The 18377-nt window shown below is 57.8% G+C and carries 18 protein-coding genes and 1 tRNA gene; 11 read left to right on the forward strand and 8 right to left on the reverse strand.

Annotated features, from left to right (window positions below):
* Positions 1–51 precede the first annotated feature (51 nt).
* From terL to ACR0LH_RS07545, 3 genes are read right to left on the reverse strand one after another with little or no spacing between them, the layout of a single operon-like run.
* Positions 52–1530, reverse strand: coding sequence for a phage terminase large subunit (gene terL / locus ACR0LH_RS07535; RefSeq protein ID WP_480720349.1), 1479 nt, complete (start codon positions 1528–1530; stop codon positions 52–54).
* Positions 1517–1948 (reverse strand): DUF5681 domain-containing protein, encoded by a 432-nt coding sequence (locus ACR0LH_RS07540; RefSeq protein ID WP_170752099.1) that lies wholly within the window; start codon positions 1946–1948, stop codon positions 1517–1519. Before ACR0LH_RS07540 ends, terL begins: the two co-directional genes overlap by 14 nt.
* Positions 1941–3335, reverse strand: coding sequence for a site-specific DNA-methyltransferase (locus tag ACR0LH_RS07545; RefSeq protein WP_480720350.1), 1395 nt, complete (start codon positions 3333–3335; stop codon positions 1941–1943). Before ACR0LH_RS07545 ends, ACR0LH_RS07540 begins: the two co-directional genes overlap by 8 nt.
* A 457-nt stretch (positions 3336–3792) precedes the next feature.
* On the opposite strand from ACR0LH_RS07545, the gene ACR0LH_RS07550 reads away from it, so the two are divergent.
* Genes ACR0LH_RS07550 through ACR0LH_RS07560 form a run of 3 tightly spaced genes read left to right on the forward strand, consistent with a single transcriptional unit; the run spans position 3793 to position 6112 of the window.
* Positions 3793–4023 carry a DUF3489 domain-containing protein gene (locus ACR0LH_RS07550; protein ID WP_170752101.1) on the forward strand — a complete coding sequence of 77 codons (231 nt, stop codon included), beginning with the start codon at positions 3793–3795 and terminating at the stop codon, positions 4021–4023.
* Positions 4020–4436 carry a DUF2924 domain-containing protein gene (locus ACR0LH_RS07555; RefSeq protein WP_480720351.1) on the forward strand — a complete coding sequence of 139 codons (417 nt, stop codon included), beginning with the start codon at positions 4020–4022 and terminating at the stop codon, positions 4434–4436. The genes ACR0LH_RS07550 and ACR0LH_RS07555 overlap by 4 nt, the downstream gene beginning before the upstream one ends.
* Positions 4433–6112: a recombinase family protein gene (locus tag ACR0LH_RS07560; RefSeq protein WP_480720353.1), complete on the forward strand. Its 1680-nt coding sequence runs from the start codon at positions 4433–4435 to the stop codon at positions 6110–6112. The genes ACR0LH_RS07555 and ACR0LH_RS07560 overlap by 4 nt, the downstream gene beginning before the upstream one ends.
* Positions 6113–6487: 375 nt before the next feature.
* Here ACR0LH_RS07560 and ACR0LH_RS07565 read toward each other — a convergent pair.
* A tRNA-Ser gene (locus tag ACR0LH_RS07565) sits at positions 6488–6577 on the reverse strand.
* 202 nt (positions 6578–6779) lie between these two features.
* Between ACR0LH_RS07565 and ACR0LH_RS07570 the strand changes: the two genes are divergently transcribed.
* The 8 genes from ACR0LH_RS07570 (at position 6780) to ACR0LH_RS07605 (ending at position 14245) form a co-directional block, all read left to right on the forward strand.
* On the forward strand, positions 6780–7940 hold the full coding sequence (locus ACR0LH_RS07570) for an SPOR domain-containing protein (protein WP_480720355.1): 1161 nt from the start codon (positions 6780–6782) through the stop codon (positions 7938–7940).
* A gap of 16 nt (positions 7941–7956) precedes the next feature.
* A complete protein-coding gene (locus tag ACR0LH_RS07575) occupies positions 7957–9132 on the forward strand; it encodes a D-alanyl-D-alanine carboxypeptidase family protein (protein WP_170803596.1) in 1176 nt (391 codons plus the stop codon).
* Positions 9129–9755, forward strand: a complete 627-nt coding sequence (gene tmk, locus ACR0LH_RS07580) for a dTMP kinase (protein WP_480720357.1) — start codon at positions 9129–9131, stop codon at positions 9753–9755. Before ACR0LH_RS07575 ends, tmk begins: the two co-directional genes overlap by 4 nt.
* 7 nt (positions 9756–9762) lie before the next feature.
* The gene (locus tag ACR0LH_RS07585) at positions 9763–10884 is read left to right on the forward strand and encodes a DNA polymerase III subunit delta' (RefSeq protein ID WP_480720359.1); all 1122 of its coding nucleotides are present in this window, start codon (positions 9763–9765) and stop codon (positions 10882–10884) included.
* Entirely contained in the window at positions 10881–11687 is an 807-nt protein-coding gene (locus ACR0LH_RS07590; RefSeq protein WP_480720360.1) for a TatD family hydrolase, read from the forward strand. Before ACR0LH_RS07585 ends, ACR0LH_RS07590 begins: the two co-directional genes overlap by 4 nt.
* A complete protein-coding gene (locus tag ACR0LH_RS07595) occupies positions 11684–12481 on the forward strand; it encodes an MBL fold metallo-hydrolase (protein ID WP_170410795.1) in 798 nt (265 codons plus the stop codon). The genes ACR0LH_RS07590 and ACR0LH_RS07595 overlap by 4 nt, the downstream gene beginning before the upstream one ends.
* Positions 12482–12542: 61 nt before the next feature.
* Entirely contained in the window at positions 12543–13475 is a 933-nt protein-coding gene (locus ACR0LH_RS07600; protein WP_170793625.1) for an AEC family transporter, read from the forward strand.
* 71 nt (positions 13476–13546) lie between these two features.
* Positions 13547–14245 (forward strand): CbiX/SirB N-terminal domain-containing protein, encoded by a 699-nt coding sequence (locus ACR0LH_RS07605; protein ID WP_480720361.1) that lies wholly within the window; start codon positions 13547–13549, stop codon positions 14243–14245.
* A 68-nt stretch (positions 14246–14313) separates the two neighbouring features.
* Here the strand turns inward: ACR0LH_RS07605 and ACR0LH_RS07610 are convergent, their stop codons facing one another.
* From ACR0LH_RS07610 to ACR0LH_RS07625, 4 genes are all read right to left on the reverse strand, one after another.
* Entirely contained in the window at positions 14314–15291 is a 978-nt protein-coding gene (locus ACR0LH_RS07610) for a GGDEF domain-containing protein (protein ID WP_480720362.1), read from the reverse strand.
* Positions 15288–15875 carry a heme NO-binding domain-containing protein gene (locus tag ACR0LH_RS07615; protein WP_480720363.1) on the reverse strand — a complete coding sequence of 196 codons (588 nt, stop codon included), beginning with the start codon at positions 15873–15875 and terminating at the stop codon, positions 15288–15290. The genes ACR0LH_RS07610 and ACR0LH_RS07615 overlap by 4 nt, the downstream gene beginning before the upstream one ends.
* 120 nt (positions 15876–15995) lie before the next feature.
* Complete coding sequence (locus tag ACR0LH_RS07620) at positions 15996–17555, reverse strand: trimethylamine methyltransferase family protein (protein ID WP_480720364.1); 1560 nt, start codon at positions 17553–17555, stop codon at positions 15996–15998.
* A gap of 121 nt (positions 17556–17676) precedes the next feature.
* Positions 17677–18369: an HAD family hydrolase gene (locus tag ACR0LH_RS07625; RefSeq protein WP_170562434.1), complete on the reverse strand. Its 693-nt coding sequence runs from the start codon at positions 18367–18369 to the stop codon at positions 17677–17679.
* Positions 18370–18377: the final 8 nt, after the last annotated feature.

Below are 18377 nucleotides of genomic sequence, written 5' to 3' on the forward strand. Positions count from 1 at the left end.
ATCGGCCCTCCCTGCACTATTCAACGAGTTTTCAAGCTTGACGCTGAGGTTCTACCGCCGTCTGACCCTCTCTCGATTGCGCTCCCGACGTTCGATGTTGATCCGGTGGTCCCGGCCCAATGCCCGGTAGAATCCCAGTCCCTTGGACCAGTTCAGAAAATGGGCAAAGCTGTCGACCTGATCGTCGTTGCGCCCGCGTGGAAAGGACTGAAGCTCTCGTTTGAATACCGGCAGCCAGGGTGCGTCTGCAGGCAGATACACCTTGCCCTCTTCGACAGGACCGCAAGCGGACTGGAACCGGGTTTCCTTGTCCTTGTCGGGTTTAATGCGTTCGTAGCGCCGACGGTCATCACGAAACAGCTCGTCCAAAAGAGGTTTGCCTGAGGCAGCATCTTCGATCAGAACGCGATCCGGTTCCCAACGGTGAACAAGCTGCAGTGCCTTGGCTTTTAGGTCTGGGTAGTCTACCTGCCCGCGCCAGACGTCGATAAGATACCACGCATTTTCGCGGAACCCCCAGGTTGTACAGGCCGAGAAGTCGGACCGGGGATCCGCTGACATGCCCGTATCCCAGCTCTGAACGACCAGCTGATACCAACGACGATCTTCGATGGTCTCGTAGGTGCCAAACCACTCCCAGCGCAAGGGTGATCCGTCTGGCGCAATGGGGTTCTGCTGATACTGACAATTGAACACGGCTGCGCCCATTTCACGACGCTTGGTATCCAGCGTGTTCTGATCCAGGCGCGACGGGCACAGAAGATCACCCGGCTTGCGGCGCATGACCCTTCCACGCCCAAGAGGAACCGTTTCATGGTCTTCGGCGATGGCAGGCAGATTCAGATGCCGATAGGTGCCGCGTTCGAGCAGATAACCCGGCGGATCCATCTCGTGCAGCCGCTGTGCAACCATAACCACACGCCCTTCGGCCGGGTTGTCGAAGCGCGACAGCAAGGTCCCCTCAATGAACTCCTGTGCCTTGACCAGCTCGGCCTCGGAACCCGCATCACCAGCTTTCAGCAGGTCATCGATGATGATGTAATCGGCGCCATGGCCAGTAACAGAACTGCCGATGGAGACAGCCTTGCGACTGCCTCCCTTTGTGGTGCGGATTTCTTCTGAGGTGTTGCCCTTTTTAGCCAAGACCGTTTCAGGGAACATTTCCCGGTACCAGCGCGCAGACATGATCCGACGACAATCTTCGGAATGCTTGCGCGCCAGATCCAGCCCGTAGCTGGCAACAATAATCTTGGCGCTCGGTGAGTGCCCAAGAAGATAAGCGACATATGCAACGGCCACGGTGACCGATTTCAGGCAACGCGGCGGAATGTTGATGATCAACCGCTTGTTCTCGCCGACGCGAACGTTGTCCAACTCATGGCACATGGCCCGCACATGCCAGGCCGGATCAAAGCTGCGGTCACTCCCCTGGTGCAGCGTGTCAAACACACGCCACACGAAGGGAAAGAAATTGTCCCGGCAAACCTCGCGCGCGGCTTGCTGGACCATTCTGGGATCAGGAGCCGTCATCTTCCGCCTCCTCATCTTCAGGACCGCCGTCACTGCCCAGTTGGCCGGAAAAGAAATCCCGGAGGATATCAAAGTCAACACTGTCCGGCTCAACCGCACAGGCGCTTTCTTGCGGCTCCATGTCACTCGTGTTGAACAGATCTGTGTCCAGCTTCAGCAGCGCCATCAGCATTTTCGTGTCACCCTTCAATGCGCTGGCCGTGACCCGCTTGGCAATTGCCTCCGCCTTGGAAATCCGGACTTCCCGGTTGCCTTCGCGGACGGTGATCTTGGCTTCCAATTCGCGTTTCAGGCTGGCATTAACCCCTTTAGCACCTTTCGGGCGCCCTTTTGGATTGCCGGAGCGGCCTTTCTTGAACTGGGTTGCTTTGGGCGGTTTGCCGTAACCCACCTCATAGTCCTTCGTATCGTCAGACATGATCCGCCTCCAGCTCTGAGGTGGCACTGGTTGCCGCAGAACGCGCATGGAACGTCTCGCCTGTCACCGCGTGCACGGCGTTCTCACCGGTCATCTTCTGCCAACGGCGGATCGCGACATCGACATAAGCCGGATCGAGCTCAATCAATCGCGCCCAGCGTCCGGTCTTCTCAGCCGCCAGCAAGGTTGCACCGGACCCTCCAAAGGCGTCCAGCACGAGATCGCCACGATGGCTCACATCCATGATGGCATCTGCAACCAGTGCCGTTGGCTTTACTGTGGGATGATCTGAAAGATCGGCCTCGCGCTCTGCCCCAAAGCTGTTCACTCCGGCATAATCCCATATATTGGTGCGGTTGCGCCCGTGTTTGCCCAATTCGACATTGTTGATATGCGCAGCACCGGGCTTCTTAAAGATTGCGACCAGCTCGTGCTTGGAGCGGTAAAGGCTGCCCATGCCTCCGTTTGTCTTGTTCCAGACGCAGAGGTTGATGAGGTCCAATCCACCTGCCTTGCCCGCCGCAATCAACTCTTCAATGTGACGCCAGTCCATGCAGATCATCGCAATGCCCCCGTCTGGCAGACGGCCAAACAAATGGGTAATCATGCCTGAAAGAAAGCCGCGGAACTCGCTATCCGACATTTCTCCCGACGCCATGGCAAATTCGCGATGAGCGCCATCGGTGCCACAGCGGACATGCCCATTGACCGGTACGTTGTAAGGCGGATCAGTGAAGATCATCTGTGGTGTCTCGCCTTCCAGCAAGGTGTCGTAGCTCTGGGCGTGCAAGGCATCTCCGCAGAAGATGCGGTGATCTCCGAGAAGCCAGAGGTCGCCCGGCTGCGTGATGACAGGTGCCGCAGGGTCCGGGGTGTCTACAGTTTCAGCTTCGGTCTCCGCAGCCTCGCTCGCAGCGTCGATGATGATGTCGATCTCCGGCGTTTCGAACCCGGTGATATCCAGATCAAAATCGAGCTCGCCATCAAGGCTGAGATCCATCAGCTCGGCAAACTCGATCTGCAGAGCAGCTTCGTTCCAATCCGACAGTTCCGCCAGCTTGTTATCCGCGATCCGCAGGGCGCGCACTTCCGCTTTTGACAAGTGATCCGCGACAACAGTCGGCACGGACATCAACCCCAGGGCCTTAGCGGCCTCATAGCGGCCATGACCCGCAATGATTGTGCCCGAACCATCCAAAAGGATCGGAGTGACAAATCCAAACTGAGCCACCGACGCCTTCAGCTTGTCAATACTCTTGGCCGCGTGCACGCGGTTGTTGTTGGCGTATGGCTTGATCTGGCTGATCTGAGATTGGACGACTTTGTCCGCCATCCAGATCGGTGTGTTGGACGCCTTGGCGTCGCTCTGTGTTTTTTTGGCAGACATAGCCGCCTCCTTTCGTTTGACGCTCGTTAGCGTCGACAAGAAAGGATCGTGTTGGGAATTCGGAGAGAGCACGATTAACAACTCTCCGGACCAATCGATCCGGTTCGTTGCCCCTTCGAATGCTCTCTGCGGAAACCTGTGTTTCCAATGAGTGCTGCCTGCGGGAGCAGTTTCCCGCCCTGATAGTCCGGGCGATTGAGCCAAATGTAGGTGCCATCAATACGAGACGCAACCCCCAAACCAAAAGTAACCAAATCGTAACCAATTAAGATTGTTGACGAATAATCGGGGGTACAACAGCAGCGCCCTGCAAAACACACCCCTTCTGAGGCTGCTCCAGAAAGGGCTGGACTGTTGCTATAAACCACGCACCAATGGTTCTACGCCCGAGCCAATCGGGCGCTCCTCGGTACCGGGGTTCGGCATCTCGCTGACCCAAGATCAGAGGAGACAGTTCATGGCCAAGCGGAAGCAAACCAAAATTGACAAGGTAAAAGCCTTGTTGCGCCGCCCGAGTGGCGCCAGCCTTGAGGCGCTCTGCAAAACAATAGGGTGGCAGCCTCATTCGGTCCGAGCGGCATTAAGTGGGTTACGGAAGAAAGGTGTCACAATTGAACGGCGCGCATCCGACAAGCCACATGGTTTTTCCACATATCACCTCACAGCAAACAAGGGCGGCGAGTCATGACCAAGACGAGCGATGTCGCCGATCTCGCCGCCATGGGTCGATCGGATCTGGTCACGCTTTGGCAGCAACTGTTTGATCAACCCGCCCCCACCATGCTCAGCCAACCCTTCCTGCGCCGTTTTATCGCCTTTGAGATGCAGTCCCGCCGTCATGGCGGGCTACCCCGGCAGGTCAAAGCCACGCTGGAAAAGGGCTCTAAGAAGAAGCCCCGGCCTACATGCCCTGCTCTTAAGCCCGGCGGGCGCCTGCTGCGCGAGTGGAATGGCGTGACCCATATGGTCGATGTGACAGGGGATGGTTTTACCTGGAACGGTCGGTCCTATCGCTCGCTCTCCGCCATCGCCCGAGAGATTACCGGCGCGCATTGGTCAGGGCCGCGTTTCTTCGGACTCACCGGAAAGATCGCCAAATGAGCCCGCGCCGTAAAATCCGATGCGCCATCTATACGCGCAAGTCCTCAGAAGATGGTCTGGACCAGGACTTCAATTCCCTGGACGCGCAATATGAGGCCTGCGCGGCTTATGTCGCCAGTCAACGACACGAAGGTTGGACCACTTTGCCAGACCGCTACGATGATGGCGGGCTGTCCGGCGGCACACTCGAACGCCCCGCCCTTCGACGGCTGCTTGAAGAGATCGATGCAGGGCGTATCGACATGGTGGTGGTTTACAAGATCGACCGGCTGACCCGGTCGCTTGCCGACTTCTCGAAGCTGGTCGAACGGCTGGAACAGGCAAACTGTTCTTTTGTTTCGGTTACACAGGCGTTCAATACCTCATCTTCCATGGGCCGGTTGACCCTGAACGTACTGTTGTCCTTCGCTCAGTTTGAGCGGGAAGTCACCGCCGAACGTATTCGCGACAAAATAGCGGCGTCGAAGAAAAAGGGGCTCTGGATGGGTGGCAACCTGCCCCTGGGCTATGATCGCCACCCCGATCCGAAGGCAAGAACGCTGGTGGTGAATGAGGAGGAGGCCAGAACGGTCCGGCATCTCTTTCGGGTTTATGGCGAACTGGGTTGCCTGCGCCAAGTAGAAGAACGGGCAACGGCAGCAGACCTGCGGTCAAAACGCGTTGTTCGGACGGATGGAAGCGTGAAGGGGAATTGCCCACTTTCACGCGGCCAAATCTATTACCTACTGCGCAACCCGGTCTATCTCGGAAAAATCCGCCACAAGGATAAGATCTGGAACGGACAACACCCGGCGATCATCGACCAGGGCGTTTGGGACCGGGTGCAGGAGAAAATGCGCCAAGCGTCGCGGCGATCCCGTGCAGACCCTACACCCAATGAGCGCCAACACTCCACTGACCCCGGGGCTTGGCTCACCGGTCTGCTGCAGGACGAAACTGGTGATCGGTTGACGCCAACCCACACCACGCGCACAGGCCGACGGTTGCGCTACTACATCTCCAATCGGCTGATCTCGGGCGGCAAGGATACCTCCGGCTGGCGACTGCCCGGCCCGGCGCTGGAACACGCAGTCATTGATGTCATCGCCAGACATCTGCAAGACGCCGCCGCCGCGCATCAGGTACTGGCGCAGCCGGAGGCCGGGTCAGCGGAGGCGGTACAGACTTCAGTTGCGGATTTAGTAACCCGGCTTCAACGCCAAGCCGGTCAGGTCGGCGCTGCTCTTCTGACCAAAGGCAAGATTGCACGAGGACACATTGATCTCGAGTTAAACCCCAAAACTCTGGCAAGCGCAATTTGCATTGCTGCCGACCATCTGCACCCAGATCTCACCCACATCACAGCATCCTTCGATCTGCGCCGCCGCGGCGTCGAGACCAAGGTCATCGCTGGAGACATGGCACCCCAACCTGATCCCCACCTCCGGTCCATGCTGATCCGAGCCCATAGCTGGGCGCGCGATCTGAAAGCCGGAGTTCAACTGATGGAGATTGCACGCCGCGAACGCGTCCCCGGCGCCTTCATCCGCACCCGTGCTCAGCTCGCGTTTCTTTCACCGAAGATTCAAGCCGCGATTCTCGACGGCACACAGCCGCCCGAACTCACACTCAAGCGCCTGGTCAGCGTGGCTCACCCACTTGACTGGGCCGAGCAAGAGCGCCTGTTCGGCTTCTAACACCTCCAGATCCGGCGTCCCTGATACGGGGTTCGCTCTCCCTGATCCGTCGGCACAATTCTCTGTTCCCGCAAGAAAATTCCCTGTTTAACGTTTTAGGGAATTTGCAGCATAAACCTCTGTAAAATATGCAGTTCTGACCCGAGAAATGACGGAACTCAGAGCCTTTTCGCGAAATTTCCCTGTAAATTGCCGGGTATCAGGGAAATTCGCCCCAAAGCGACCCCGCCAAAATGCACCACTGAGACCAGGGCCGGAATTGCGCCCTGAGTGTACGGTCTGCTCTGTCTCTGATTGAAAGCACATGCGCCAACGCACGGGAATTGCGGCACAATTCCGGGTCAGAAAACACAGCTGAAGTGAAACAGGTATGAGTGGCGGGGAGACAGGGATTCGAACCCTGGGGACGCTCTCACGCCCAACGGTTTTCAAGACCGCCGCATTCGACCACTCTGCCACCTCCCCGCGTGAGGCAGGGTCTAAGGCCAACCGAAACCGGTGGCAAGACTAAATAGGGAAATCTTGCCGAAGCTCACGCAGCGGTCTTTCCATGACACATTGGGCAGGCTATGATCCACTCGAAAGACCGTATCAGGCTGGCAATTCAGAACCGGCTATCGGCGGCGGGGCTCAGGAAACGAGGCCCCTTCAGGCAAGGGATGACAAAATGAAGCGAGCGACCGAGACACGCGCAAAACCGCGAGCTTTGGCGGTTCTGGCCGTTATTTCTGCTGTACTGGCTGGCTGTGATGAGACGTTGTCACCTGACAACGTGTCTTCCGAGGCCGCGACTGACAGTGCCCAGAACGACGGCGTAGTCGAACTTTTCCCGGATGCTACGGGAAACAAGCGCGATGACGTCGAAGCGCCCGAAGTTTTCGAGCTGTCCGAGGCTGGCTTGTGGGACGGTCGTCCTTCGCTGGGCGGCGTTTGGGTGGCCCACCCTGATGTTACACAGCCCGAACGGGTGCGCATCAAGAACACGGCGAACAACAAAACCGTCACCGGCGCGCTGTTCCGCCGGGAACGAAACCTGCCGGGACCGGCCCTCCAGCTATCGTCCAATGCTGCTGAGGAACTGGGCATTCTCGCGGGGTCTCCTACCAAAGTTCAGGTCGTTGCATTGCGCCGCAAACCGGTCGAGCCACCTGAACCCGAGCCCGAGGAAGCCCCAGAATCGACGGAACAGGCTTCGGCGCAGGAAGATGATAAATCCCAGGTTGATGCGGCTGAAACGGCCTCTGATGGCTCTGAAAAACCTGCCAAGCGGAAATGGTGGCAAAAGAAAGAAACGACCGCCGCCGCTGCAGGTGCTGCTGCGGTAGCTTCGGAAACCGCGTCCGAGACGGCAAGTGAAGCCACGACAGAAGCTGTCGAAGCAACCATAGAAGCAGCACCAACGGCAACCTTGAGCGACCCAGAGGTTACTCCGCCCGAGGAAAAAACCACCAAGCGGAAATGGTGGCAAAAGAAACCGGCCGACGAAATCACGGAAACCCCGCTTGATCCGATCCAAGGTGCTGCCGCCGCGATTGAAGCCTCTGAACCGACCCCTGCCAGCAGCACGGCGGCACCGGAAAGATCATCTGGCTCACTGTCGAAGCCTTATGTTCAGGTCGGCACATTCGGCGTCGAAGCAAACGCCAATAGTGCCGCTGATAAGATACGGCGCAACGGGCTGCCCGCCGAGGTTCGCGAACTTGAAACCGATGACAAATCTGTCTGGAGGGTTCTGGTCGGCCCGGCCTCGACACGAGGTGAACGCATCGCCCTTCAAAGCGATGTAAAAGACCTGGGCTTCTCGGACGCCTTCCTGGTCAAAAACTGAAACAAAGGAGGCCCAAGTGCTGTCCTCATTGCGATCATCTGTCTTGACCCTCGGGCTGGCGCTGTTCGCCCTGCCCGCTCAGGCATTCGACACAACGGCGCGCGCTGCCTATGTGATGGATCAAACAACTGGCACCGTCCTGTTGGCCAAAGACGCGGACCAACCGTTGCCACCGGCGTCGATGTCAAAACTCATGACACTGTACGTCGCATTCGAGGCGCTGCGTGACGGCCGCCTGACGCTGGACGAAGAACTGCCCGTTTCGGAACACGCCATGAGCTATGGCGGCTCGACCATGTTCCTGAACACGCAGGACCGCGTCCGGGTCGAAGATTTGTTGCGGGGCATAATCGTGTTGTCCGGCAACGATGCCTGTGTGGTGATTGCCGAAGCACTCAGCCCCGACGGAACCGAAGCCGGGTTTGCACGCTATATGACCCAGCGCGCCGAACAGATGGGCATGGACAACTCGAATTTCGCCAATTCCAACGGCTGGCCCGCAGCAGGGCATTTGATGTCGGTTCATGACCTGGCAGTTCTTGCGGATCGACTGATCACCGACTTTCCGGAATATTACCCTCTGTTCGCCGAGGAGGAGTTTGAATTCGATGGCCGCGCGCCTTCAAACTCGCGCAATCGCAACCCCCTGCTCAAGCTGGGTATCGGTGCGGATGGATTGAAAACCGGCCACACGCAAGAGGCAGGATACGGGCTTGTCGGCTCAGCCGAACAGGGTGACCGTCGCGTGATCTTTGTGCTTTCCGGGCTCGACAGTACCGCTCGCCGCGCAGAGGAGGCTGAGGCCGTGGTTAACTGGTCGTTTCGCAATTTTGTCGAGAGGACAATTGCCAACGCCGAAGCGCCGATAGCCCAAGCCAAGGTCTGGATGGGCGCGGAAAAGACGGTTGGGCTGGTTCCCGATGGTGATCTGACTTTCCTTCTACCTGTTCTGGGCGACAAGGATGTCGAGGCCGAAATAGTCTACGACGGACCCGTCGACGCATCGAAAGACTCGATCAAAAAGGGGCAGAAGCTGGCCGAGTTGGTCATCAAGCCCGAAGGTCTACCGGAAATCCGCCGCCCACTGGTCGCGGCAAACGATGTTGCAACCGGCGGATTTGTGGTGCGGATGATGACTGTAGGCAGCCTTGTTTTCACTGACGTGATCGGCAATCCATTGGACGCACTGTGACCAGTACCGGATTGTTTCTGACCTTTGAAGGCATTGATGGATCAGGCAAGTCATCGCAAGCGCACAAGCTGGCAGAGCATTTGCGCAGCAAGGGTCACGACGTTGTCCTGACCCGCGAACCTGGCGGGTCCGAAGGGGCCGAAGAAATCCGCAGGCTCGTGCTTGAGGGCGACCCCGACCGGTGGTCCGCCGAGACAGAAATTCTGCTATTCACTGCCGCGCGACGCGACCACCTGGAGCGCACGATCGAACCCGCCCTGGCCGCTGGCAAAGTCGTGATATGCGACCGCTTTGCCGACAGCACCCGAATGTATCAAGGGCTTTCACGCGGTGACTTGCGTGGGCTCGTGGACCAGTTGCACCGCCTGATGATTGGTCGCGAGCCTGATCTGACCATTCTGATCGACATGGACCCTCAAACCGGTCTTTCACGCGCCAAAGGGCGTCAGGGAACGGAAGAACGGTTTGAAGACTTCGGCCTGGACCTTCAGCAAAAAATGAGGGCCGGTTTTCTTGCCCTTGCATATGAGTTTTCTCAACGGTTTCGCGTGATCGACGGCAACAGGGACATGGACAGTGTCGCCCAAGATGTGACAGAAATCGTTGAACAGGCTTTGCGGTAAACCACTGATGAGCGACGAACCCCAGCCCCCGGATCAGGCACCCGGTGCCCCTCACCCGCGTGAAACCCGACAGCTTTTCGGGCAATCCGAGGCCGAGCAAGCGTTTCTGACCGCATACAACTCGGATCGTCTGCACCACGGCTGGTTGCTGACCGGGCCACGCGGTGTCGGGAAGTCCACATTGGCGTGGCGTATTGCGCGGTTTTTGCTGGCCACGCCGGTCGCCGAGGAAGACGGCCTTTTCGGTGCGCCTCCGCCGCCGGCGACTCTGGATATTGACGAGGATCACCCTGTTTCCCACCGCATTCGGGCCGGAGCTGACCCGGGCTTGGCCTCGATCATCCGGACAGTCAATGACAAGGGAAAGATGCGCAACGAAATCGTGGCCGAGGATATCCGTAAACTCGGACGGTTCTTCGGTCTATCGTCAGCCGACGGTGGGCGTCGGGTTGTCATCGTGGACTCTGCGGATGAGATGAACGTCATCGCGGCGAATGCCCTGCTGAAGATGCTAGAGGAGCCCCCGGCTCGCACCACGATTCTGATGGTGTCGCACCAACCCTCGCGTCTGCTGCCGACGATCCGGTCCCGGTGCCGGACGCTCAGGCTTTCGCCGCTTGGCACTGAGGATATGCTGACGGCTTTGACCCAAACCGGAGCAGAGCCACCCAGCAACCCCGATCATCTGACCGCCCTGGCTTCGGGTTCAGTCGGTGCTGCCGTGCGTCTGATCAATCTGGGCGGGTTGGAAATTTACGCGGAACTGATCGCCGTACTTGGCACACTTCCAAGGTTGGATCGCCAGCGCGCGCTTGCATTGGCCGAAGCTGCGGCGCAGCGCGGTGCGGCCGAACGCTTTGAATTGCTACTCACTTTGACCGAGATCGCTCTGTCGCGGTTGGCTGTCACCGGCGCATCAGGTGCGCCGCCGATGCCAGAAGCAGCCCCCGGCGAGGCGGAACTGTTGTCCCGCTTGTCCCGATCCCCCCATCAGGCCCGCCAATGGGCGGACACGGCAGCCCTGGTCACATCACGGGCGCGACATGGTCAGGCCGTGAACCTTGACCCTGCCGCTTTGGTCCTAGATACGGTGTTCAAGATACAGGAAACCGCCGGTCAGAGCAGATGAGCGACACGCCCCAAATAACAGACAGTCATTGCCATCTGGACTTCCCCGATTTCGATGGCCAGTTGAACGAGATCGTGACCCGAGCCGCCCAAGCAGGCGTGACCCGGATGGTTACGATCTGCACCCGGTTGCGCAACGAACCCACCATCCGCGCGATCGCAGAGGCGCATGCGCCGGTCTTCTACGCCGCTGGAACGCACCCTATGAGCGCCGCTGATGAACCGATGGCAACCGTTGACGAATTGGGGGCTCTTTCACAGCACCCCAAATTCGTGGGCATTGGTGAGACCGGTCTGGATTATCACTACACCGCCGATAGCGCCGAGGTGCAAAAGCAATCCCTGCGCATCCACATCGAAGCCGCGCAACGGACGGGCCTTCCACTGATTATCCATGCCCGCGCTGCCGACGATGATATGGCGCGGATTTTGAACGAGGAATATCGCAACGCGCCGTATTCCTGCGTTATGCACTGTTTTTCATCTTCGGCGGACCTGGCGAAAGCTGCATTGGACTTGGGCTTTTACCTGTCAATGTCCGGCATCGCCGCCTTTCCCAAAAGCCAAGAGCTTCGGGACATATTCGCCAGCGCCCCGGTCGACCGCATCCTTGTCGAAACCGACGCGCCCTATCTGGCGCCACCTCCGTTCCGAGGCAAGCGCAACGAACCTGCCTACACGGCCCATACTGCCCGAAAAGGGGCCGAGGTTTTTGGAATGGACTACCCTGAATTCGCAGCCCAGACGCAGGCGAATTTTGACCGGCTGTTCACCAAGGCCGCAACGTACAAGGCGGCTGCATGACAACGCTGCGCTGTACGATCCTCGGTTGCGGGTCTTCTGGCGGCGTTCCCCGGTTGGGTGGTCACTGGGGCGACTGCGATCCGACGAACCCCAAGAATGTGCGCCGGCGCTGCTCGATGCTGGTGGAACGCGACGGCCCCGAAGGGACGACTTCGGTTCTGATCGACACGACACCAGACATGCGCAGTCAGTTGCTGGATACGGGCACTGGCCGTCTGGACGGCGTGGTCTATACCCATTCGCATGCAGATCACGTACACGGCATCGACGATCTGCGCATGATCGTTTTCAACATGCGTGAACGTGTGCCCGTCTGGGCGGATGGAGACACTCAAAACGATCTTCTGGGACGGTTTGGATATGCGTTCATTCAGCCCGAAAGCTCGCCTTATCCCCCGATCCTCGATCTGAAAACCATTGATGGCCCTTTCGAGGTCAACGGCCCCGGAGGACCCATCCCCTTCCGTCCGTTCAAGGTCAACCACGGTTCGATCGACGCATTGGGGTTTCGGATGGGCAATCTTGCCTATCTGCCCGACGTTGCCGAGATTTACGACGATGCCTGGACGATGATGGAAGGGTTGGACTGCCTGATCATTGATGCGCTGCGGCGGTCTCCGCACCCTACTCATGCACATCTGGAAAAAACGTTGGGTTGGATCGAAAAACTGCAACCCAAGACCGCCGTGCTGACCAACATGCATATCGACCTCGACTTTGCCACGGTCCAAGCGGAAACCGCTGATCACATCACCCCTGCTTTCGACGGCATGGTGATCCATCAGGCGCTGTGACGCCCTGACCGCCTGCACCACGATAACCATGCCCAACGCGGCAATTTTTGTGGGGCGGTAGATGCTGCAAAGCCTGCTTGATGTAATTCTTCCGGTTTTCCTTGTGATTGGAGCGGGTTACGCCTCAACTCGGGCGGGATATTTCAAGCAAGTCCACGTCGATGGGCTGATGAAATTCACCCAAGGGTTCGCGATCCCATGCCTGCTGTTTCTGGCGATTTCCCACCTGGACCTTAGCGCCAGCTTTGATCCGCGTTTGCTCGCCAGCTTCTACACTGCCGCCGCGCTATGCTTTTGCGTCGGAATGTTCGGTGCGCGCCTGATTTTCAATCGAGATTGGGAGGACTGTGTCGTCATCGGGTTCTGCTGCCTGTTCTCCAATTCGGTTCTGCTGGGGCTGCCGATTACAGAACGCGCCTATGGGCCCGAGAACCTGACGGGCAACTACGCAATAATCGCCTTCCACTCTCCCTTTTGCTATGGCGTTGGCATCACGGTGATGGAGGTAATTCGGAATCGCGGCAATGGCAGGGCGCTCATGGTTCGGTCTGTCCTGTCGGCCATGTTTCGGAATGCCCTGATCCTCGGCATCGCCTTAGGTTTTGCCGTCAACCTTTCGGGGATCGCAGTCCCTGCGGTCGTGGATGAGGCGCTTGGCCTGATGACGCGCGCAGCGTTGCCCGGCGGGTTGTTCGCATTGGGCGGTGTTCTGGTCAAATACAAACCCGAAGGCGACTTGCGTGCGATTGCATTTGTCTGTTGCGTATCTCTTATGCTTCACCCAAGTCTGGTTTGGCTGTTTGGATCAACGGTTGGGCTGCCACAGGATCTGTTCCGTTCCGGCGTCTTGAATGCGGCCATGGCACCCGGTTTTAACGCCTATATCTTTGCGAATATGTACGGGCGGGCAAAACGGGTCGCAGTGTCCTCGGTTTTGATCGGTACGGCGGCATCCATTCTGACGGTGTGGCTCTGGCTGACATTGCTGGGGTAACCCACTCGAAATACACTTTGACTTTGTCCATGCCGGACACACCTTTCGCGAAAACAAGCAGGACGACTTCAATGCCCCACGCTCTTATCGTTGCCCACGGTCAGCCTTCTGACCCAGAGCCCGCCGAGGCAGCGTTAGCCGCATATGCAGCCGAGGTAAACAATCTAAGCAACGGCATAACCGTTACGTCCTCTACGCTCGCCGCCCCTGGCAGGCTTGAATCCAAACTGGATGAATTGCCCGATGACACAGTTATCTACCCACTGTTTATGGCCAAGGGGTGGTTCGTGACCAGCGCGCTGCCAAGTCGCGTTGGGGACAGACCTGTGCGTATTCTCGATCCTTTGGGCACCGACGCCAACTTACCCTCGCTGACTTCGGAAGCCCTGCGAGACAGCCTGGCGGAAACCAAATGGGAGCCCAACTGCACGCACCTCATATTGGCAGCGCACGGATCGGGCCGCAGCCGCAACCCGTCGGAAGTCGCCAGAACTTTCGCACGCAATCTCGATAGGGTACTGGCGTTTCAATCGGTGCGCGTCGGGTTCGTCGAGGAACCTCCATCCATTTCCGAAGTGGCCGAGGGTACCGGTGCAAAAGCAATCTGCCTGCCATTTTTTGCCAGTACGGGCGGCCATGTGCTTGAGGACATCCCGCAAGAGCTGGATCGCGCCTCTTTCCAAGGTCGGGTTTTGCCAGTTGTCGGGGAACTTCCGCGCGTTAAGCGGCACATTGCAAAGGTCCTAACCGCTGTCGCTAGGGAAATGTGACACGGCTCGGCAACTCCACTCTGTCGTCGTTCCTAAAGCCGACAATGCCCTATCCGTGCGTACGCACCTTATGCCGTCGAATAAAAACAATAGCGGGATCGTCCCATCCGTTTTGCTTGGTACAGGGCTTGATCTGCCGCGTTTAGTAGCCCTTCTTTTTTCAGGTCACTGAATTGAGTGGACATCGCTATGCCAATGCTAGCGGACACCCGACAAGTCTCATTCTCAAAGTCCTTTGGCTGCTGGAGTCGTTGTATCAACCGCTGAGCAATCGAGGCCAAAACGTTCTGATTTATTGAGCCTTTTATCACAATGACGAACTCGTCGCCGCCAATACGCGCCACCAGGTCGTCATTTCGGGTCTCCTCCTCCATGATGCGTGCAGCTTGTTGAAGGACAAAGTCACCTGCCGCGTGGCCGAGCCTGTCGTTGACGGATTTGAAGTAGTCCAAATCCAGATGCATCAATGCAAAGGGCACATTGCCAGACGTCATGTGCCCCAGAAATACATCCATTGCCCGGCGATTCTTTAACCCGGTCAGCATATCCGTAAATGCCTGCTCCTCAGCCGCAAGCATGGCCTCTTGCAAACGCAGGTTCAACGAACGAGACGCCTCCATCGCTGCTGATTTCGCCTCGACCAGATAAAGCAGTTCGATGGCAAGATCCGTCCCGGAAAAGTCAGCGCTTGTCAGCGCGTAGTCCCGAACGGCGTCCAGGATCGAAATACCGAAAGACAAGTTTATGATTGCCCCTTTGCCGCCGGGCAGCGGTGCGATCAGCCCCTTGAGCGCGGTGCGGGGTTCGTCCTTCAACTTCAGGTGCAGTTTCGCACCGGCTAGGGACAACAGCGCCGACGTTGTGGTGACAGAGCGCGGGCGCACCAGATCGAAAACGTCCAGAAAATTTCGACCCTGCATTGGCTGTTTCGGTCGGAGCTTTTGCAGGGTTGGTCCAACGAATTTTATCTCACCTTGTTCGTCCACCAGCACGAACATGGGGCATAACATCTCTAACAGCCCGGTCAGATCAGCGGTTTCCATCATGATCTGCGCGCCCCCAGATCGAAATGGCGACCCTCTGCAAAGGCGCTTTCGATCAAGACAATGGAAATTACATCCACCTCACCCTTGCGGCCGTCATGCGACAACATGGCCAACGCCCCGTAATCGTCTGCAATGGCCCGCAAAACGCCAACCATTACAATGGAATAGCCTTGCAGACCCGGATAGCAGTACAGTTGGAACTCTGCCGGCGACAGCTCTCGCAGCTCAAGCATTGGAAGCCTCAGATCAGAGACTGCCAACCTGACCCGGTCAGACAAATCGTCCAGCGAATGCAGAAACTCGACGTACGTTTCCCCTCCGAACCGCAGCAGACGCCGCAATCCTTCCATGTTGGGATGCGACACCAGATACGTGCCAAGGTCTTCGAGGATTTCAGCGCGGGCCCGTTTCAGCTTGGCACAGAGGACATCCAGAACCCTAAGGGTCATATCGTCATCGTAGACAAGCATCGCCTCGAACTCGGAGAAACCCAAGTCTGCCGCTTCGGTCACTTTCAGCCAGCACGACTGCCCGTAGGTCGCACAAACAAATGACTGTACCGCCCGATTGATCAGACCATGCATAAGATGCCCCAGTGTGGTTACATCCTCAGTCTGATCCTAGAATCCTTAACAAAAAGCCAAGAAACCCGGTGAGATAGGTACAATACGCCCTAGTCTCAAACCAGAAGTTGCCCCCGTGGACTAGAAATCCGTCGGAGCCCCTCCTTCTGCTTTTCGGCGGGTCACGAAGTCTGCCAATTCTTCGCGTATTCCGTCATCCATCGCCGGAGACTCGAAGCTGGTGATAATTTCCTTGAACATGTGATGCGCACGCTCTGCCGTCCAGATTCCTCCGGCAACGTTCCAGCCTTCGTAGTTTTTCCAATCGCTCAGGAACGGCTGATAAAACGCGGTCGTATAGCGATCCTGCGTGTGTTGGATGCCAAAGAAGTGGCCATCGTTTCCTACCGCCTTAATTGCCTCCAACGCAATTTCATCCGGTCCGGTGGCCGTGATTTCTGGCTGCATATAGCGTTGAATTTGCTGCAGAATCTCGCAGTCCATAATGAACTTTTCCGGGCTTGCGATCAGCCCACCTTCAAGCCAACCGGCTGCGTGATAAACCATGTTGGTGCCCGATTGAACGGCTGCCCAAAGAGAGTTTGAGGTCTCCCAAACGGATTGCCCGTCTGGAACGTTGGCCGCGCACACTCCAGAAGATCGCATCGGCAGACCGTAATACCGCGCCATCTGGCCTGTCATCTGGGTCGAGCGCATGTATTCCGGTGTCCCGAATGCAGGCGCACCCGACTTCATGTCGACATTGGAGGTAAATGTACCGATCACGCAGGGGATACCCGGACGCACATACTGGAACAAAGCGATCGCACACAGCGCCTCGGCCAGAGACTGCGCCACCGCCCCGGCCATCGTCACCGGGGCCATTGCCCCCGCAAGAGTGAACGGGGTCACGACAATGGCCTGCCCTCTCCGCGCCAGGCGCAGGCATCCGTCAATCATTGGATGGTCATGTTTCAACGGCGAGGTCGAGTTGATGTTCGTATACATCCGGGGCTCTGCCTCGAATTCCTCATCGCTCAGACCACCTGCGATCCGCACCATCTCCATGACATCTTCGACCCGCTCCTTGCCCAGAGAATAAGCGTGCATCGCCTTGTCCGTCAGGGTCAGCTTGTCATAGAGCACATCAAGGTGGCGAACGCTGGCATGGATATCAACCGGCTCAACCGGATACCCGCCAGCAAAGTGGATACAGTTGAAATACTGCGTCAATTTCAACAGGTTCCGACACATTTCTCGGTTGCCCGGTACTTTGGTTCCGATCTCCATGTCCCAGTAATTCGGTGGCGAAGACACGTTTCCGAAAAGCATGTTTTTCCCGCCGATCTCGATCTTCCGATCCGGGTTGCGCGGCGTTATCGTGAAAGAAGACGGAGCTTTTCGGACCATCTCCATGACAAAGTCGCGCCCCATACGGACATTGTCGCCCTCTATCGTGCATCCGGCTTCGCGCAGGATTGCGATGGCTTCTTCGTTGTAGAATTCGATCCCGATCTCTTCGAGGATGCGCATGGCCCCTTCGTGAACCGCCTCGATACCGGCTTCATCCAGAGGTTCGGTGGGATTGTCGATATTGACCGGAGGGCTCCAGGGCATCTGGTCAATCACCGCGGTTCCTCGGCGCTCGGCGGCACCCGCGCGCCCTCCGCTGCGGCGTCTACGCGTTTTTGTCTCGGCCATTGGATCCTCCCGGAGCTTGCCTTTTCTCAAGCAAGCCCCGAAGTCCGACGGCTGGCCGCTCTGTCTGCGACAAGCTATGTCGGATTCAATGCCCGAACCGGCGATTCTGACGCCAATTTGTTCAGAACTTCGCCAACCATCCCGGAATATGCCCGATGTCAGGCAGCACAACATCAGCCATTGGCGCCAGCGCGTCGGCTTGCGCAAGTCCGGTCAGCACTCCGACTGTAGTCATGCCTGCCGCGCGCCCGGCTTGCAGGTCGTGAAGGCTGTCGCCAACCATGGCGACCCGTTCGGGGGAAACCTCAACATGCGCAGCAAACGCCAAAAGCTGCCCCGGACCCGGCTTGAAACCGTGCCCGCTGTCATACCCCGCGACAAAATCAAAGTGATCGCGAATACCGGCCGAGGCCAGATGCTCTAACGCGGGCATCTCTCCGTCATTCGTGGCCACGCCCAGTTTCAAGCCTGCCTGCCGTAGACCATCCAAAAAGGGAACCAACGGAACCGCAGGTGCCTGCGGCGCCAAAGCTGACTCGGTATTCAATACATCTATAAGGGCGTCCTGCGTCATTTCAGGAAGATGAGGGGCCAATGCCTCGGCGACCTCCTCCACTGTTCCTGCGATAACGACGCTATCTTCCGAATAAGCCACCTTTTCCAGGTCAAACCCGATAACGCGACCCAGTTCGGCAGCGTGCTGGTGATTTCCCTCTGCCAGCCGCAACAATACGTTGCGCCCAAAAGCCCCCCAGGTGTTTGCGAAATCAAACAGAGTACCGTCCTTGTCGAACAGGATCGCGTCGATGGGCATTGTAGACT

The organism is Ruegeria sp. CL6, assembly GCF_056536465.1.

Coding starts and splice junctions, on each gene's coding strand:
- terL (WP_480720349.1), bottom strand. CDS start 1,530: ATGACGGCTCCTGATCCCAGAATGGTCCAGCAAGCCGCGCGCGAGGTT.
- ACR0LH_RS07540 (WP_170752099.1), bottom strand. CDS start 1,948: ATGTCTGACGATACGAAGGACTATGAGGTGGGTTACGGCAAACCGCCC.
- ACR0LH_RS07545 (WP_480720350.1), bottom strand. CDS start 3,335: ATGTCTGCCAAAAAAACACAGAGCGACGCCAAGGCGTCCAACACACCG.
- ACR0LH_RS07550 (WP_170752101.1), top strand. CDS start 3,793: ATGGCCAAGCGGAAGCAAACCAAAATTGACAAGGTAAAAGCCTTGTTG.
- ACR0LH_RS07555 (WP_480720351.1), top strand. CDS start 4,020: ATGACCAAGACGAGCGATGTCGCCGATCTCGCCGCCATGGGTCGATCG.
- ACR0LH_RS07560 (WP_480720353.1), top strand. CDS start 4,433: ATGAGCCCGCGCCGTAAAATCCGATGCGCCATCTATACGCGCAAGTCC.
- ACR0LH_RS07570 (WP_480720355.1), top strand. CDS start 6,780: ATGAAGCGAGCGACCGAGACACGCGCAAAACCGCGAGCTTTGGCGGTT.
- ACR0LH_RS07585 (WP_480720359.1), top strand. CDS start 9,763: ATGAGCGACGAACCCCAGCCCCCGGATCAGGCACCCGGTGCCCCTCAC.
- ACR0LH_RS07590 (WP_480720360.1), top strand. CDS start 10,881: ATGAGCGACACGCCCCAAATAACAGACAGTCATTGCCATCTGGACTTC.
- ACR0LH_RS07595 (WP_170410795.1), top strand. CDS start 11,684: ATGACAACGCTGCGCTGTACGATCCTCGGTTGCGGGTCTTCTGGCGGC.
- ACR0LH_RS07600 (WP_170793625.1), top strand. CDS start 12,543: ATGCTGCAAAGCCTGCTTGATGTAATTCTTCCGGTTTTCCTTGTGATT.
- ACR0LH_RS07605 (WP_480720361.1), top strand. CDS start 13,547: ATGCCCCACGCTCTTATCGTTGCCCACGGTCAGCCTTCTGACCCAGAG.
- ACR0LH_RS07610 (WP_480720362.1), bottom strand. CDS start 15,291: ATGATGGAAACCGCTGATCTGACCGGGCTGTTAGAGATGTTATGCCCC.
- ACR0LH_RS07615 (WP_480720363.1), bottom strand. CDS start 15,875: ATGCATGGTCTGATCAATCGGGCGGTACAGTCATTTGTTTGTGCGACC.
- ACR0LH_RS07620 (WP_480720364.1), bottom strand. CDS start 17,555: ATGGCCGAGACAAAAACGCGTAGACGCCGCAGCGGAGGGCGCGCGGGT.
- ACR0LH_RS07625 (WP_170562434.1), bottom strand. CDS start 18,369: ATGCCCATCGACGCGATCCTGTTCGACAAGGACGGTACTCTGTTTGAT.